Raw genomic sequence first — 15,190 nt, forward strand, 5'->3', positions numbered from 1 at the left:
AAATCGGTGATGAAAGTCAAAATCCTTCGGACTCACTTATCGCTATTTGTGAGTGATCCTGATGTGTCGGCGCGCTGGTATGCCGACATCCTGGGCATGCACGAAAGTGCCCGGGGCGAAAGCTGGGTCATGATGGCGTTTGGCACCAAACATCACGACATCGCCTTGATTCGTGCAGAACCGGGCGCCCATCAGGGCGGCCTGGGCCTGCAGCACTACGGATTGGAAATCGAAGGTGACATGACCACCTTGCGCCAGCTCTACGGCATGTTGCTGAAGAAGGGGGTGGAGGTGGTGAAAATTACCGATCATGAAATCGGCAACGGCCTGTATTTCAACGACCCCGATTGCAATCGCATGGAATTCTTTCTCGAGACAGAGCATGACGATGCGTGCGGCAAGGCCCGCTTCAAGGCCGCCCGTGCGCCGAGTCGCAACATCACGCTTGACCCCCTTGACCCCCTTGACCCGATTTGAACCGAGGTTCACCTGATGAAAACCGCGAATTTTGCCAGCTATCACATCCGCAAATGGTACAGCTTCATCGAAGAAACCCTGGCCAACGAAAGTGGCCAACTGGCCGATGGCGAGCCGCTGTTCAAATACGCCGTGGCTGCCGTGATCGCCAACCCTTATGCCGGGCGCTACAGCGAGGACCTCTCGCAATTGACTGAGCCGTCGCCGCTGCTGGGCGAAGAGTTCGGCCGGCGCATCAAGGCATTGGCCGGCGCACATGAAATTGTCAGCTATGGCAAGGCCATCCTGGTGGGCAGCGCGGGAGAATACGAGCACGGCAACGCGTTCCTCACCAACCCGGCCGCCGATCCGATCCGCGTCGCCCTGGGCGGTGGCAAGTCGTGGGTGCCCTCGACCGGCAAACGCGGCGGGCCGGGTTCGACCATCGACGTACCGCTGGCCCACAAAGACGCGCTGTACGTGCGTTCGCATTACGACAGCTTCTCCCTGACGTTCGGTGACGGCCCTTCGGCTGATGAGGTAGTGGTGATTTGGGCGTTCGCCACCCGCGGCCGTTTGCATGCGCGGTTGGGCGGCCTGAAGGCCGAGGATGTAAAAGGTATTGACGGGCTGCACTGATAAAGGCGCAGCATCAAGCAGTATTGGATCAAAACCACAACAAGAAAGCGGTGAATAGCGATGAAGCAGGAGAAGACCCAGGTTGTCATCGTGGGCGGTGGCCCCAATGGCATCACGGCCGCGCACTATATGGGAATGTACGGTATCGACTGCATCGTCCTTGAACTGGCCGACGGCATCCTGCCTTATCCCCGTGCCGTGGGCATGGACGATGAGGCATTGCGTGTGTTGCAGGGCATCGGTATCGCCGAACTGGCGGTACGCGACATGATTTGCGATGTGCCGCTGCGCTACTACAACGCGCGCGGCGTGTGTTTCGCCGAGGTCAAGCCAAGTGCTGCCCACTACGGCTGGCCGATGCGCAATATTTTCATGCAGCAACTGCTCGAAGGCACCTTGCGTGAGCATCTCGGGCAGCGCGCCAGCGTCGAGTTGCGCCAGGGCCACGAACTGCTCGAACTTGCGCAGGACGATCAGGGCGTGACCCTGCAGGTGCGCGGTGCCGACGGCGAGACCTACCAGCTTCAAGCCGACTATGTGATCGGTGCCGACGGCGGTCGCTCCACGGTGCGTAAAAAACTCGGTATCGAACTGCTGGGGCTGACCCATCCACGCAAATGGGTGGTGGTCGATACAGCCAACGACACGCTGGACGCACCCTACACCGCGTTGCATGCCGATCCGCAGCGGCCTTTCGTGTGCATCTATTTGCCGTACCAGCAGCGGCGCTGGGAATTCATGCTGATGGAGGGCGAGGACGAAGCGAAAATGTGCGAAGAGGCAACGATTCGCAAGCTGATCCACGGGCATATCGGCGATGCCGTAAACGACCTCAATGTCATTCGCATTCGTGCCTATACCCACCACTCGCGCGTCGCGGCGCGCTTTGTCGAAGGGCGTGTGGCGCTGGTGGGTGATGCGGCGCATATTTCTCCGCCCTGGGCCGGGCAAGGCCTTAATTCCGGCCTGCGCGATGTGGCCAACGTGGCCTGGAAGCTCGCGGCGATTATCCAGGGGCGTGCGGCGCCCTCGATCCTGGCCAGTTACGACCAGGAACGCCGTGGTCACGCCACTGAACTGGTAGCCCTGGCCGACAATATGGGCGCCGTCCTTGGCTTGACCAACCCGCTGATGGCAGGCGTGCGCGACTGGCTGTTCCAGGCAGTCAACAGCGTCGACAACCTGCGTTCGCACTTGCTGGAGTTCAAGTTCAAACCCAAGGCGACCATCACCAAAGGGCTGGTCTATCACGAGCGGGCCGAATTGCGTGAGGATGATCTAGTCGGGCAACTGTTCATCCAACCGAATATCGAAGATGCGCAAGGTCAGCGCCGGCGCCTGGACGAAGTCCTCGGCAACAGCTATGCCGTGCTGGGTTACCGCGTGAATCCGCGCGAGCACCTCAGCGAACCGATGGCGGATTATTGGGCACGTTGGGGCACCTGTTTCATCCAGGTCAACCGGTCGCGCAGCGGCGTGGGCCGAAACCAGCCGTTGACGGCCAGCGACGCCGTGAGTGTGGAGGACGTGGATAACCGCCTGGGCGAATGGTTCTCCAAGGTGCGTGACTGCATCGTGGTGGTGCGTCCGGACCGATTTGTCGCGGCGATTACCACTCCGGAGCGGCTTGATGGCGTACTGCGCAAACTGGCGGAGCAACTTTCATGAGTGGCGCCAACGCACTGCTCGGCCAACTGTACGAGGCCTGGCGCACCGCCCAGCCCATTGCACCGTTGCCGCCCGAGGCGCTGGACCGGCTGGAAGGCTACGGTCTGCAGCTTCAGGGGCTGGCACGGCGCCAGGCCGGCGGCGAGCGGCTGAGCGGTTGGAAGGTCGCCTTTGCAGGCCGCGCGGCGCAAGCGCGCTTTGGCCTCGACGAGCCGGTGTATGGCGGCCTCACGGCGGTCATGGAGGTCGAGCCGGGCAGCACGGTGTCATTTGAGCGGTTGATTCAGCCCAAGCTTGAGGTCGAACTGGCGTTTGTGTTCGGGCGCACGCTGGTAGCGGGCGACTACGGGGATGAGGAGATTCTGGCGGCCATCGCCGAGGTGGCGCCGGCGTTCGAGATCGCCGACTGTCGCTGGCAGGGCTGGCATTTCGGGCTTGGCGCGTTCCTGGCCGATAACGCCGCCGCGGCACTGTACTGTGTAGGGCAGCCTGTGCCGTTCGATCCTGTCCGGCATGCGTGCGTGGCGTATCACTTGGAGCATGAGGGTGTGTATCTGGGCAGCGGCGATACCCAGGACCGAGAAGACAGCCCCCTGTTCAACCTGTGCTGGCTGGTGCGGCGCTTGCTGGCCGATGGTCATCGCGTAGAGGCCGGGCAGGTGGTGCTTTCCGGTGCGCTACTGGCGCCGATGGATATTCACCCAGGCACTTATCATCTGCACATGCTTGGCACGGAACTGGCTTTGGTTTTCCAGGCGGACGTTGCGCCTGTGTAACGCCAACCGATGTCACGGATGACTGAGCCACCTTCAGGCCAAAAGCAAGAACCCGGCCGCCGAGGAATGACGAATATGCTCGCTGAAGTCCGAACCTTCAATGACTCTCAACAGCACGCCGGCTCGATCCAGGGTTGGCAGCAGGTCTATGACCAGCTCGGTCGCGGCTGCCTGACCAGTGAGCTGCGGCAACTGACCGGTGATCGCTTCCAGATCTTCCAGGAGGTGCTGGACAAGCGGGTGGTGCAGCATGGCCGTTCGCCCCAGGGCCGCTTGTGCGCAGCCATGTCACTGGGCAACCCTCCGGTGGTCCAGGGGCAACGGGTAAGCGCGCAAAGCGTGGTGCTGCTGCGTGATGCCGAAGAGTTCGTGCTGCATGCGCCGCAAGGCACGCATTTTTTTGCATTCAACGTCGATGCCGTGCGTTTCGCCAAACTGGCGGCTTTCGAGTTATCCAATGATCAGCTCAAGCGTTTGACCAGCGTGCCCGCGCTTAACGTGGATGAACCGTCACTGCTGCGCATTCGTCAGCGCATTCACCTATTGTTTCGTCACTTTCTGGAACACGCGGACGCCATCAGCCCGGCGTCGGAAAAAATCCTGGAAGATGAGCTGCTCGGTGCGTTCCTCGATCTGTTCACCCACGCAGGCGACGAAGTGCGTGGCCGGCGTGGCAATTTCGCGGTCAGCGCCTATTTGGTCAGACGCAGCCAGGAATTGATCATTGCTAGTGGCGATACCCCGCTGAGCATCCTGGACCTTTGCGAGCAGTTGCGCGTCAGTCGCAGAACCCTGCAGAACAGTTTTCAGGCAGTGACCGGTATGCGGCCAGTAGAGTACTTGCGCAATTTGCGTCTCAACGCGGTCAGGCGACGCCTGATCGCAACCTGCCCGAGCAAGAAAAACGTCGGTGAAATCGCCGTGGCCATGGGTTTTTTTCACCTGAGCCATTTCGCCACGCATTACCGCGAGCTGTTCGGCGAATCGCCGTCGGAAACGCGCAGGTCACCGCGCTGAATCCGCCAGGCCTGGGTCCACCCGCTTGCCGATGTCCTTGAGCCGCGCCAGTTGGTCGATCATCGAAGGCGCTTCATCCAGGCAACTGACGAAGGTCCACAGGTAGGTCATCACCGCGTAGATATGCCCGGCTTTCACCGCTGGCGCCAAGGCCAGTTGGGTGATCGCGACCACGAACAGCAGCGCCGCCAGAATGCCAATGGACAGGAACGCCACTGCTTCACGGTCCGATAGCCCGATGCGCAGCCGCGACAGCACCTGATAGTGGCGGTGCAAGGTATGCGCCCCGACCGTTTCCACCAGGCCGATTTCCTTTTCCAGCCGATTGTTCAAGCGCTCATGCAAGCGTTGGTTGCGCCGCGCGAAGCCCGGCATGAGCGTGACGCATAGCAGCAACGCCAGCAGACAGGCCAGGCCGACCCAGGGCTCGATCACCAACAGCATGCCCGCCGCCCCGACGATCGACACCAGCGCGGTGGCGATTGTCGGCACGTGCTTTTCAAAAAAGTCGACGAAGTCGCGCGCCAGCACCACCCGCGCCGCCGCCTTGGAGGTGCTGTGGCGTTGCAGGCGCTGGTTGAGAATTACCGGTACCGCAAGGTCGGCGTAGATGCGCGTAAAGGTGCGCGTATCCAGCGCCCGCCGCGCCGCGCCAACCACCCAGAAGCCCAATACCACGGCGGCATACCACAATGCACTGGCGGCATCGCCGCGGATGATCGAGTCCACGGCAAACCCGGCGAACAGCGGGTAGGCCAGCAGCAGCGCATTTTCCAGTGCGACCAACGATAAGGTGCCGAACAATTTACCGGGATAGGCCCTGGCGATGGCCTTGAGGGTCTGGCTGGCAGATTGCTGTCCCAGTTTTTTACTTTCTTCGAGCAGAATCGGCGGTGTTACGGATGCCATGGTGCACCTGTGTCGCGCGTTGCGCGTTGATGAAAGTCGCGGGAGATGCCGAGCCGATGACGCGCTTCGTCGGTCATCAACAACAGATCGATCTGGACTTCTTCGATGATGATTTCCAGGGTGATCAGGATGCAGATGGTCGGCGCTGTCAGCAGCCAGTGATAATAGGATTGGGTTATCAGCGATGCACATACGCCCAACAGCCACAGGGCCAAGACACAAGAAGGCGCGTACTTTTGCAGGGGAATACAGAAGCGCTGCACCTTTTTGAGTTTGAATGTGTAGAGCGTCAGTGACGCTTCCAGTTGTTTAAGGGCGATAGGCATCCGCGCTGAATGCAGTGTCGGCATAACAGTTATCCACGTTGGAACGTTAAACAAGGGTGCCAGGCATTACACGGTGTGGCTGATCGCTGCCCGGCGTTCAAGGCCTGGCAGCGTTTGATTGAGCCAGGCGAGATTGACTGCTTCGACTTCCATCCATTCACCTCTGTTGGGGATTTCTTCGCAACTCATGAATGCGATACAACGTCCTTGTAGGTCCAGTAAGGCAAAGTGGCGATATTTAATTGCTCTTTTGAATAAAGAGATACGGAGACGCATGCCATCACCTTGGTGGGTGTTAATAGAGCAAACTTCGCTTCAAGGTTGTCAGGGTTCGATATTCAAAAGGGTTGCCGTTGGCCAACTGAGTTCAAATAAAGTGCCGCCATTTACAAGTGTTCGACAGGCCACGGCGCCGCCATGGGCCAGCGCGATCGAACGCACCACGGCCAGGCCCAGGCCACTGCCGCCCTGGGCGCGGGAACGCGAACTGTCGCCACGCTGAAACGCATCGAAAATAAGGGCGGCGAACGGCTCGTCGACACCCGGACCCTCATCCGCGACCCTCAGGAAATTGCCGCGCTCGTCACTGCCGAGCTGAACGCTGACGTTGCCCGGCGTGGCATGCCGGCGGATGTTGTCCAGCAGTGCCAGCAAGGCCTGGCGGATGCGGGCGGGATCGCAGTGCACGGGGCCCTTGCGCAGGTCCAGCAGCAGGACGAAACCGGCACTGTTCAGGCTGGGTTCGAACAACCGCGCTTCGGCCTCCAGCGCGTCGGCCAGCTCGACATGCTTGATTTCCAGCTTCAGGTAGCCGTTATCCCCCATGCCCACCACGCGCAGATCTTCAACCAGGCGCGTCAACCCTTCGACCTGGCTGAGGAGACTATAGAACTGCGAAGTGTCAGGCTTGAATACACCCTCGGCCAGGCCTTGCAGACGGCCGCGCAGGATGGTCAGCGGGGTGCGCAGTTCATGGGCAATCGCGGCGTTCCAGAAGGCTTGTTCTTCGGCCATGCGTTTCAATCGGTTCGCCATGCTATTGAAGTCATTCACCAGGCGGGCAGCTTCGCCCGGAGAAACGTCTGGCGCCACTGCCCGTGCATCCAGGTCGCCGTCGGCCAGGCTGCGCAGACTGGCCGCCACCGAGTTCAGCGGCATGAGAATGCGTCGGGACAATTTGACGGCCACCGCCACGCCGACGCCCAGGCTGACGCAGGTAATCAAGCTCATCCAGGCCCATTCTACGCCACTGGGCAACCATTCATCCGCCTCCAGCTCCAGCTGCGTCGGGGGCGACAGGGTCCAAAGCAATGCATAGAACACATAGGTGCCGACGACCGCGAGTGCGATTACACACAGCACCACGGCGGTCATCGACAAGATGATCTGCCGGCTCATGCTGTTGCTGACGTTCATGCCTGGCTCCCGAACCGGTAGCCGACGCCCCGGATGCTGGCCGGCACGCCGCGCATGCCGAGGTCTTCGATCTTGCGGCGCAATTTGCTGATATGGCTGTCGACCGTACGCTCCAGGCTGTCGCTCTCAGGTGAGCAGAGCACCAGCAGTTCGGCGCGGCTGAACACTCGACGCGGCGACTTTGCCAACTGCGCGAGCAACCTGAATTCGGTCACCGTCAGTTGCAACGGCTGTTTTTGCGTGCCGATGCGCACGCTTACCTCATGGTTGTCGATGTCGATCTCGAATGGGCCGACGCGCAGCACACTGTGGCCGCTGCCATGTCCCTGATCGGCGCATCGGCGCAGTACTGCCTGGACCCTGGCGATGACCTCCGCCGGGTTGAAGGGTTTGACGATGTAGTCATCGGCGCCTATGCGCAGCCCCATGAGCTTGTCCATGTCCTGATCCTGGGCCGTCAGCATGATCACCGGCGTGTTGCCGCGATGACGAACTTCCGCCAGCACCATCCAGCCGTCCAGCTTCGGCATCAGCACATCGAGCAGCACCAGATCGGGCTTGAGCGCCTGATGCAGCTCAAGCGCGCGCCGCCCGTCCTGCGCATGCACGGTTTTAAAGCCGGCGCGCTTGAGATAGGCCGCGAGGATATCGGCAATCTCCGGCTCGTCTTCGGCGATCAGGATCAGCGCCTGGTTGGCGCTCGATGCAAGGGATGATTCAGTCATGGTCTGCTCGGTCGATGTGCTATGCCGTGGCTCAATGCTGCAACGGTGCGCAGTTTTTCAGCAACGGATTGGATGATGCCTCATCAGCATGCACGTTCAGCGTAGGGTTTATGGAGAAATGATGGAGACCGAAACTTAATTTCCCGGCGAGGGAAGGGAGGGCGGGGTTTCAGGCGAAGCTGATGCGCTCGTTATAGGCGTTTCGCAGCATTGTGCGTTGGTATTCGCAGGGCGTTGTACTGACCAGTTTCTTGAAGTCGCGCAGGAAGTGCGACTGATCGGAAAAGCCCAGGTCCAGGGCGAGTTCCGAAAACGATACATCGTGCTGGGTATTCAGGGTTTCCAGAGCCGCCTGGCAGCGGATGATCCGGCAGAAGGTCTTGGGTGACAGGCCAGTGTCCTGGCTGAACTGGCGATGAATGCTACGGCTGGTGTAGCCACTGAGGTGTTCAAGCTGTTGGATGCGCAGGTCGCCGCGGTGGGCGAGCGCCTGTTGAATGACCATGGCCGTCAGCTTTGAGGTCCTGCCCATCAAGCGCGGGATCAGGTAGTCGTTGAACAGCTTCATTTGCTCCTGCAACTGCGGGGCCTGGACGATGCTCTCGAAAATGCGCTGGGCAAATGCAGACACGTCCAGCAGGTCCCATTCCTGTTCGGTCAGGTCCTCGGCCAAGACGTTGATGAAACCCGGAATCACCCCCGGCGAAAAGCGCACGCCGAAGTAATGATGACCCTGCAGCAACTGGACCCGCTGCGCCTCCAACGGCGTGCCACAAATCCTCACGGTGGGGCGCGTGGCATCACAGTCGAACACGATGTCCACACAGCCATCCGGGACCGCCAGCAGGTCGGCCGAGTCGGCAACGTCAAAGGCATAGAAATGCGAAATCGCCGGGTGATCGGAAGGCACTACCGAATACCGCGATGAGTTGAGCACGAACCAGGGTTGTTCGTACGCGGTGTGGTGCCGCAGCGTCGGCGCGCACAGGTTGACCATCATAGCACCTTCAAGTGGAGACATCCGGGAATAATCACGCATTTATCGCGCCAGTACGTGCGCGCGGAATGCACCGTGATGTCCGAAATTTACAATACCGCCGAAATTCGCCCGCTGATACTCAAGGTCGATAGCGTGGGAGCAGCGCCTACCGCAGCGATATTACCTCCAGTCCGAGAATAATTATGTCCATTACTAAAAAAATAGACTTCATCTACCTGTCCGAGCAGGACATGATCCGCGCTGGCGTGACCGACATGCTCGCCTGTGTGAACACCATGGAAGAGATGTTCGGCCTGCTGTATAGCGGCGACTATCGCATGGCCGGGCCGAACAATGATTCCCACGGCGCCATTGTGATATTCCCGAAGGATTCGCCGTTCCCGAACATGCCCAAGCCCACCGCTGACCGGCGCATGATGGCGATGCCGGCCTACCTGGGCGGCAATTTCTGCACTGCGGGCGTCAAATGGTACGGCTCCAATATTGCCAACCGCGAAAAAGGCCTGCCCCGCTCGATTCTGATGTTCACCCTCAACGACCCCGACACCGGCGCGCCGCTGGCGCATATGTCCGCCAACCTGCTGTCGGCCTATCGCACCGGCGCGATCCCCGGCGTGGGCGCGCGGCACCTGGCCCGCAAGGATTCAACGGTGGTCGGTCTGCTCGGCCCGGGTGTGATGGGCAAGACCACGCTCGCCGCATTCATCGCCGTTTGCCCGCAAATCGATACGTTAAAGATCAAGGGCCGAGGCGAGAAAAGCCTGAACGATTTTATCGCCTGGGTGAAGGAAACCTACCCCCAGGTAACCACGATTAAAGTGGTCGATAGCCTCGAAGAAGTGGTCCGTGATTCCGACCTTGTTACTTATTGTAGCTCCGGTAAGACGGGCGACCCCTCAATCTACCCAATCGTTAAACGCGAGTGGGTCAAACCGGGGGCCTTCATGGCGATGCCGGCATCCTGCTCCCTGGATGAAGGGATGGAGCGTGCCGACGTGCGCAAGGTGCTGGACAACACCGGCCTCTACGAAGCCTGGTTCGAAGAATTGCCCAAGCCTGCCCACCACTGCGTGCCGGTGATCGGGGTGCGTTTCATGGACATGATCGCCGAAGGCACGATGCAACCCGAACAGCTTGAAGACATCGGCAAGATCATTGCCGGCGATGCCCCAGGGCGCAGGAACGATGAAGAAATCATCATCATGTCGGTCGGCGGCATGCCCGTGGAAGACGTGGCCTGGGGCACCGTGGTGTACCGCAATGCAATCGAAAGAGGCATCGGCGTGAAACTGAATCTGTGGGAAACCCCGGAGCTGCGCTGAGCCATTTCCTATACAACTGAAGAGACCTTCGACATGACAAAAATCATCAAGCTCAAGACCGGTTCCCCGTTTGAAGACCAAGCCAGCTATTCGCGCCTGGTGGTGGTGGACAACTGGATCTATGTTTCCAACACCGCCGGCCGTAACCCTCAAACCAAATTGATCCCGGAAGACGTCCTCGAGCAGGCGCACCAGGTCTTCGCCAACATCGAAACCGCGCTGGCCGCCGTCGATGCCAGCCTGGCCGATGTGGTGTGCTCGCGCGTGTTCATCCAAGACCCCAAGGATGTGCCGGCGGTGATGGCCTTGATCGGCGAGAAGTTTCGCGGCGTCGATCCGGCCAGCACCGTTACGTGCCCGCCGCTGGGCTCGACGGTCTACAAGGTGGAATTGGAAGTGACGGCTTATCGCAACGCTTCCAAGGCGCAAGTCGACGTCATTCGCCTGTCGCAGTAACCCGTTACGTGGCTGTGCGCGTGCGCGGCTGACCTTAATTGCTTATCGAGTCTTGATCATGGCCCCGACGATTGCGCCCGTGGATACGTCCACCGTGTTTCCCACTGCGACCTGCGTCGTCATTATCGGCGGCGGCATCATCGGCTTGACGGCTGCACTGACGCTGGCCGAACGCAATATTCCGGTGGTGGTGCTGGAAAAAGGCCGTATTGCCGGCGAGCAGTCCTCGCGAAACCTGGGCTGGGTGCGCAAGACCAGCCGGCACGCGCACGATATACCGCTGGCCCTGGCCGCAGACCGCTTGTGGGCGCAAATGCCCGAGCGGGTGGGCGCGGATGTGGGCTATCGGCAAGAAGGCATCATGTTTGTCGCCCGCAACGACACGCAAATGGCCATGCATGAAGGTTGGCTCAAGTCGGTCGAGCATCTGTCCCTTGATTCTCGATTGCTGAGCAAACGCGAGATCGAACAATTGGTGCCGGGCGGCGAGGGCGACTGGGCCGGCGGGATCTACACGCCGTCCGACGCGCGTGCGGAGCCGACCCTGGCCAGCAGTGCGATTGCCAAGGCGGCCATGGCCCTGGGCGTGGTGATCATCGAGCAATGTGCGGTGCGTACGCTGCAGATGTCTGCCGGCAAAGTCAGTGGCGTGGTTACTGAAAAAGGCGAGATCCGCTGCGATCAGGTATTGCTCGCCGGCGGTATGTGGTCGCGGCGTTTTTTGGGCAACCTCGGTGTGTCCTTGCCGACGCTGGCCTTGACCTGCTCGGTGTTGCGTACCCATCCGATGCAGGGCCCTACTGAAATTGCCGTGGGCGCGCCGGACTTTTCGTTTCGCAAACACAAGGACGGCGGCTTCATCATTACCCAGCGTGGCAAGCTGGACGCCTTCCTGACCCTCGATCACCTGTTGCTTGCCAAGCAATACATGCCGCAATTTCGTGCGCAGCGCAGCGTGTTGAACGTGTCGCTGGGCAAGTATTTTTTCAACGACCTGGCGCTGCCCCGGCGTTGGTCGGCCGACAGCATCAGCCCGTTCGAGCGTGTACGCACGCAAGACCCCGCCGCCAACCCGCGGCTGAACAATGATGCGATGAACAACCTCAAGGCGGCCTGGCCGGTATTCGAGCAAGCCCGGATCGCTCAAGCCTGGGCAGGCACCATCGATGTGACCCCGGATTCCAACCCGGTAATAGGCCCGGTCGCGCAAATTCCCGGCCTGACCGTGGCCACCGGTTTTTCCGGGCACGGCTTTGGTACTTCACCGGCGGCGGGTCACCTGGCGGCGGATATTGTCAGCGGGCACGCGCCCATCATCGATCCCAGCCCTTATCGCTTCGATCGTTTCTAAGTCGATCCAGGCCCTGCACTCACGGAGCAAAATCATGTCCCCAGACAGCCGCTTTTTCACCAATCGCGCCGGCTTGCGTTTGCATTTTTTACGTTGGGGCGACCCGAGCGGCGTGCCGCTGGTGCTGTTGCATGGCTTGCGCGCCTATGCACAGACCTGGGAGTCGTTGGTCGAGGCGTTGGGGGGTGGTTATTGCATCTACGCCCTCGACCAGCGCGGTCGCGGGCTGAGTGACTGGGCCCCGGCCGCGAGCTACCACACGCAGTCTTATGTTGAGGATCTTGAGGACCTGATCGCCCATGTGGATCTGCAGCGTTTTGTCTTGCTGGGGCACTCATTGGGTGGGGCTAACGCTCTCGAGTATGCGCGGCAACATCCGGGTCGTTTGGATGGCTTAATCATCGAGGACATTGGCCCCGGCTCCTCAAGCCAAGGCGATGGCGCTGCGCGTATTCGCCGCGAGATGGGCCAGACGCCGTTGCACTTCGACAGTTGGGAAGCGGCCCGCGCATTCTGGAAGGCTTCACGCCCGGGCTTATCGGAGCAGGGCCTAGCGTCGAGGCTGACATATTCGATGCAAAAGTGTGACGGCGTGATTGCCTGGCGCCATGATCAGCAGGGGATCGCCGAGGCACGGCTGAGTATCGAACCGACGGATTTGTGGCCAGCGGTGCGCGCGCTGGATTGCCCAAGCTTGTTCATTCGCGGCAGCTGCTCGGACTTTCTGCCCCCCACGGCGCTGCAGGCGATGAGGGCCAGCAACTCGCACGTGCGGACGGTGGAGGTCGCCGACGCCAGTCACTATGTTCACGACGATCAAGGTGCTGTATTCAATGCGCTAGTTGCAGACTTTCTTGCAAGCCTTGCGCGCTCCGAATGAAGCCCACTTTGCGCTTGGTTGCTCTGCTGGCCTCGCTGACGGCCTTCGTGCCTTTTTCTATCGATACCTACCTGCCCAGCCTGCCGCGGATTGCTGTTGAACTGTCGAGCAGCACTGCTCACGTGCAATATACGATTAGCATTTTCCTCGCTGGCTTGTGCCTGGGCATGTTGTTTTATGGTCCGCTGTCGGACCGCTATGGGCGGCGCCCGTTGCTGCTGGGAAGCCTGGTGCTGTACGGTCTGGCGACGCTGGGTTGCCTGTTTGCTGCAAACATCGAGCAACTCATCGCCTGGCGCTTTATCCAGGCGCTTGGCGGGGCCGGTGCAATGGTGCTGGCCAGGACTGTGGCCAGAGATCTGTACGGCCTGGCGCAGGCCGCGAAGGTGCTGTCCTGGATGCAAATGCTGACGATGATGGCGACGCTGGTCGCACCAATGGTCGGCACCTGGCTGGTACTGATCGATGGTTGGCGCACCATATTCGCCGTGCTATTCCTACTATGTGGGCTGTGCCTGCTGATGGTCAGCGTGGGCTTAGAAGAGAGCCTGTCGCCGCAGGCTCGAAGCACCTCTGTGAAAGCGGCGTTTGCGGCCTATCCGAGTATTCTCCGTCAACCCCGGGCAGTGGCATTGATCCTATGTATGTCACTGACGTTTGGCGGTGTGTTCGCCTTTATCACCGCTTCGCCCTTTGTGTACGTGGAGTACTTCGGTGTGTCGCCGCGCACGTTCAGTGCGCTGTTTGGCCTAAATATTTTAGGCATCATCATGGTGAGCTTTATCAATGCCCACTGGGTCAATCGCCTGGGGCCACCACGTATGCTGGGGTTTGGCGCAGTTGTGGCGGGTGGAGCGGGGCTAGCGTTAATGGTCGCGGGATACACGCAGTGGGTCGGCCTGACCAGTATCGTGTTGTGCCTAATGCTGTACATGGGTGTCACCGGGTTGCTGGGGGCCAATTGCACGGCAAGCCTGATGAATATGTTCCCGACGCAGGCGGGGGCAAGCGTCGCACTGGGGATCTCAATGCAGTTCGCCTTCGGGGGGCTGGCGAGCCTGTGGGTCAGCCGCATAGCGGACGGCACGCCATGGCCGATGTGCCTGGTGGTGGGCTGTTGCGGGCTTGGCTGCCTTTTGGCATACGGCATTGCGCGGTGCGCGCCGGCGATGCCTGCTGACGCCGCATACCCGTTATCTGATCGTTATTGCCGAGATTGCACGGACGAAACCCGGTGCGTTGCTCATCAACACCGCGCACGTCCCGTTGGTGAATGACAACGCGGTGTCCGACGGCCTTGCAGCTGCCAGCGATTGCGCCTACCACGTAGGGCAGGGCGACGACAAAACCCAGAGCTCCACTGGAGATGCCCAGGCTTTTGATGATTTGCGGGAGCCAGATACCGATACCGACCGAGCCCACGATGCAGCAGAAGTTAATGGCCGCGAGCGTGAATACTTTCGGATTGGTCAGGGCTGCCCGCAACGTGTTGCCATGGGAGGCGCCAATTGCTTTTTGCTCTTCAGACAGGCGATTGTTGAGCCAGGTTTTTTCGCGATCCGATAACCACCGAGCCTTCAAGGGAGTGTCTACCAGCAAAAAGAGGCACGCGATGCCCAGAAGTACAGCGGGCAGCGCTTCGGTAATGAGCAGTAGCTGCCAGTTCTGTAACCCCAAAACGCCGTGTTGTTCGAGCAACCAACCCGACAGCGGTGAACCGACGATGTTCGCCACTGGTATGCCGAGCAGGAATGTGGCGGTCGCCTTGGCGCGCCACTTACCCGGGAACCAGTAGGTGAAGTACAGATAAACCCCTGGGGTGAATCCGGCCTCGGCAACCCCCAGCAGGAAGCGTGCAATGCTGAAGCTGATTGGGCCGGTAGCGAACGCCGTAGCCATGGAAATGAGGCCCCAGGTAATCATGATGCGAGCAATCCATATCCGCGCGCCAAAGCGTTGCATCAGGAGGTTGCTGGGGATTTCAAAAATGAAATAGCCAAAGAAGAATAGACCGGCGGCCCATCCAAACATCGTTGCGGTCAGCCCTAGATCCTTGTTCATGCTGATCGCCGCGAACCCTACGTTTGTGCGGTCGAGATAGCTGATGACATAGCAGATAAAAATGAACGGAACGACGCGCCACAGGATGCGGCGCATCAGGCGCTCACCCTCGGCGTCATCAAGCGGCGCAGAGTTGCTCTGATTGTCGTAAGTCATGTTGTCACGTCTCTTATAGTTGTTGTGTGAAC

16 protein-coding genes and 1 pseudogene are annotated in these 15,190 nt (G+C 60.2%); 10 read left to right on the forward strand and 7 right to left on the reverse strand.

Translation table 11 applies throughout. The features are described 5' to 3' along the window. Positions 1-9 precede the first annotated feature (9 nt). The 5 genes from C4J85_RS09955 (at position 10) to C4J85_RS09975 (ending at position 4,556) form a co-directional block, all read left to right on the forward strand. Entirely contained in the window at positions 10-477 is a 468-nt protein-coding gene (locus tag C4J85_RS09955) for a VOC family protein (protein ID WP_124362230.1), read from the forward strand. 15 nt (positions 478-492) lie between these two features. Further along, positions 493-1,095: an amino acid synthesis family protein gene (locus C4J85_RS09960; protein WP_124362231.1), complete on the forward strand. Its 603-nt coding sequence runs from the start codon at positions 493-495 to the stop codon at positions 1,093-1,095. Positions 1,096-1,155: 60 nt separating this feature from the next. Further along, complete coding sequence (locus C4J85_RS09965) at positions 1,156-2,763, forward strand: bifunctional 3-(3-hydroxy-phenyl)propionate/3-hydroxycinnamic acid hydroxylase (protein WP_124403729.1); 1,608 nt, start codon at positions 1,156-1,158, stop codon at positions 2,761-2,763. Further along, positions 2,760-3,539 carry a 2-keto-4-pentenoate hydratase gene (locus C4J85_RS09970; RefSeq protein WP_124362233.1) on the forward strand — a complete coding sequence of 260 codons (780 nt, stop codon included), beginning with the start codon at positions 2,760-2,762 and terminating at the stop codon, positions 3,537-3,539. The genes C4J85_RS09965 and C4J85_RS09970 overlap by 4 nt, the downstream gene beginning before the upstream one ends. Positions 3,540-3,614: 75 nt before the next feature. After that, positions 3,615-4,556, forward strand: coding sequence for a helix-turn-helix domain-containing protein (locus C4J85_RS09975; RefSeq protein WP_124362234.1), 942 nt, complete (start codon positions 3,615-3,617; stop codon positions 4,554-4,556). On the opposite strand, the gene C4J85_RS09980 is transcribed toward C4J85_RS09975, so the two are convergent. The 6 genes from C4J85_RS09980 to C4J85_RS10005 all read right to left on the reverse strand — a co-directional run bounded on the left by C4J85_RS09980 (position 4,545) and on the right by C4J85_RS10005 (position 8,929). Continuing rightward, positions 4,545-5,465 (reverse strand): ABC transporter six-transmembrane domain-containing protein, encoded by a 921-nt coding sequence (locus tag C4J85_RS09980; protein WP_124362235.1) that lies wholly within the window; start codon positions 5,463-5,465, stop codon positions 4,545-4,547. The genes C4J85_RS09975 and C4J85_RS09980 overlap by 12 nt on opposite strands. Continuing rightward, a complete protein-coding gene (locus C4J85_RS09985; protein WP_124362236.1) occupies positions 5,453-5,815 on the reverse strand; it encodes a hypothetical protein in 363 nt (120 codons plus the stop codon). Before C4J85_RS09985 ends, C4J85_RS09980 begins: the two co-directional genes overlap by 13 nt. Before the next feature lie 42 nt (positions 5,816-5,857). Beyond that, complete coding sequence (locus tag C4J85_RS09990; RefSeq protein ID WP_124362237.1) at positions 5,858-6,067, reverse strand: hypothetical protein; 210 nt, start codon at positions 6,065-6,067, stop codon at positions 5,858-5,860. Positions 6,068-6,115: 48 nt separating this feature from the next. Beyond that, on the reverse strand, positions 6,116-7,207 hold the full coding sequence (locus tag C4J85_RS09995; RefSeq protein ID WP_124362238.1) for an ATP-binding protein: 1,092 nt from the start codon (positions 7,205-7,207) through the stop codon (positions 6,116-6,118). Next, on the reverse strand, positions 7,204-7,932 hold the full coding sequence (locus tag C4J85_RS10000; protein ID WP_124362239.1) for a response regulator: 729 nt from the start codon (positions 7,930-7,932) through the stop codon (positions 7,204-7,206). The genes C4J85_RS09995 and C4J85_RS10000 overlap by 4 nt, the downstream gene beginning before the upstream one ends. Positions 7,933-8,101: 169 nt before the next feature. Beyond that, positions 8,102-8,929 carry a helix-turn-helix domain-containing protein gene (locus C4J85_RS10005; RefSeq protein ID WP_124411177.1) on the reverse strand — a complete coding sequence of 276 codons (828 nt, stop codon included), beginning with the start codon at positions 8,927-8,929 and terminating at the stop codon, positions 8,102-8,104. Positions 8,930-9,114: 185 nt separating this feature from the next. On the opposite strand from C4J85_RS10005, the gene C4J85_RS10010 reads away from it, so the two are divergent. Genes C4J85_RS10010 through C4J85_RS10030 form a run of 5 tightly spaced genes read left to right on the forward strand, consistent with a single transcriptional unit; the run spans position 9,115 to position 14,218 of the window. Continuing rightward, complete coding sequence (locus C4J85_RS10010) at positions 9,115-10,254, forward strand: tyramine oxidase subunit B (protein WP_124403730.1); 1,140 nt, start codon at positions 9,115-9,117, stop codon at positions 10,252-10,254. Positions 10,255-10,287: 33 nt separating this feature from the next. After that, positions 10,288-10,710 carry a RidA family protein gene (locus C4J85_RS10015; protein ID WP_124362241.1) on the forward strand — a complete coding sequence of 141 codons (423 nt, stop codon included), beginning with the start codon at positions 10,288-10,290 and terminating at the stop codon, positions 10,708-10,710. A gap of 58 nt (positions 10,711-10,768) precedes the next feature. Beyond that, complete coding sequence (locus C4J85_RS10020) at positions 10,769-12,061, forward strand: FAD-binding oxidoreductase (RefSeq protein WP_124362242.1); 1,293 nt, start codon at positions 10,769-10,771, stop codon at positions 12,059-12,061. 34 nt (positions 12,062-12,095) lie between these two features. Continuing rightward, positions 12,096-12,941, forward strand: coding sequence for an alpha/beta fold hydrolase (locus C4J85_RS10025; RefSeq protein ID WP_124362243.1), 846 nt, complete (start codon positions 12,096-12,098; stop codon positions 12,939-12,941). After that, positions 12,938-14,218, forward strand: a complete 1,281-nt coding sequence (locus C4J85_RS10030) for a multidrug effflux MFS transporter (RefSeq protein WP_124362244.1) — start codon at positions 12,938-12,940, stop codon at positions 14,216-14,218. Before C4J85_RS10025 ends, C4J85_RS10030 begins: the two co-directional genes overlap by 4 nt. A gap of 88 nt (positions 14,219-14,306) precedes the next feature. Here the strand turns inward: C4J85_RS10030 and C4J85_RS10035 are convergent. Further along, a pseudogene (locus tag C4J85_RS10035) lies at positions 14,307-15,158 on the reverse strand (MFS transporter); the annotation flags it as partial. Between the last annotated feature and the right edge of the window lie 32 nt (positions 15,159-15,190).

Source organism: Pseudomonas sp. R4-34-07 (assembly GCF_003852375.1).
In the GTDB taxonomy this organism is placed as follows: Bacteria; Pseudomonadota; Gammaproteobacteria; order Pseudomonadales; family Pseudomonadaceae; genus Aquipseudomonas.

Excerpts from the sequence above, each read along its gene's own strand:
- C4J85_RS09955 (WP_124362230.1), top strand. The coding sequence starts at position 10 with ATGAAAGTCAAAATCCTTCGGACTCACTTATCGCTATTTGTGAGTGAT.
- C4J85_RS09960 (WP_124362231.1), top strand. The coding sequence starts at position 493 with ATGAAAACCGCGAATTTTGCCAGCTATCACATCCGCAAATGGTACAGC.
- C4J85_RS09965 (WP_124403729.1), top strand. The coding sequence starts at position 1,156 with ATGAAGCAGGAGAAGACCCAGGTTGTCATCGTGGGCGGTGGCCCCAAT.
- C4J85_RS09970 (WP_124362233.1), top strand. The coding sequence starts at position 2,760 with ATGAGTGGCGCCAACGCACTGCTCGGCCAACTGTACGAGGCCTGGCGC.
- C4J85_RS09975 (WP_124362234.1), top strand. The coding sequence starts at position 3,615 with ATGCTCGCTGAAGTCCGAACCTTCAATGACTCTCAACAGCACGCCGGC.
- C4J85_RS09980 (WP_124362235.1), bottom strand. The coding sequence starts at position 5,465 with ATGGCATCCGTAACACCGCCGATTCTGCTCGAAGAAAGTAAAAAACTG.
- C4J85_RS09985 (WP_124362236.1), bottom strand. The coding sequence starts at position 5,815 with ATGCCGACACTGCATTCAGCGCGGATGCCTATCGCCCTTAAACAACTG.
- C4J85_RS09990 (WP_124362237.1), bottom strand. The coding sequence starts at position 6,067 with ATGCGTCTCCGTATCTCTTTATTCAAAAGAGCAATTAAATATCGCCAC.
- C4J85_RS09995 (WP_124362238.1), bottom strand. The coding sequence starts at position 7,207 with ATGAACGTCAGCAACAGCATGAGCCGGCAGATCATCTTGTCGATGACC.
- C4J85_RS10000 (WP_124362239.1), bottom strand. The coding sequence starts at position 7,932 with ATGACTGAATCATCCCTTGCATCGAGCGCCAACCAGGCGCTGATCCTG.
- C4J85_RS10005 (WP_124411177.1), bottom strand. The coding sequence starts at position 8,929 with ATGGTCAACCTGTGCGCGCCGACGCTGCGGCACCACACCGCGTACGAA.
- C4J85_RS10010 (WP_124403730.1), top strand. The coding sequence starts at position 9,115 with ATGTCCATTACTAAAAAAATAGACTTCATCTACCTGTCCGAGCAGGAC.
- C4J85_RS10015 (WP_124362241.1), top strand. The coding sequence starts at position 10,288 with ATGACAAAAATCATCAAGCTCAAGACCGGTTCCCCGTTTGAAGACCAA.
- C4J85_RS10020 (WP_124362242.1), top strand. The coding sequence starts at position 10,769 with ATGGCCCCGACGATTGCGCCCGTGGATACGTCCACCGTGTTTCCCACT.
- C4J85_RS10025 (WP_124362243.1), top strand. The coding sequence starts at position 12,096 with ATGTCCCCAGACAGCCGCTTTTTCACCAATCGCGCCGGCTTGCGTTTG.
- C4J85_RS10030 (WP_124362244.1), top strand. The coding sequence starts at position 12,938 with ATGAAGCCCACTTTGCGCTTGGTTGCTCTGCTGGCCTCGCTGACGGCC.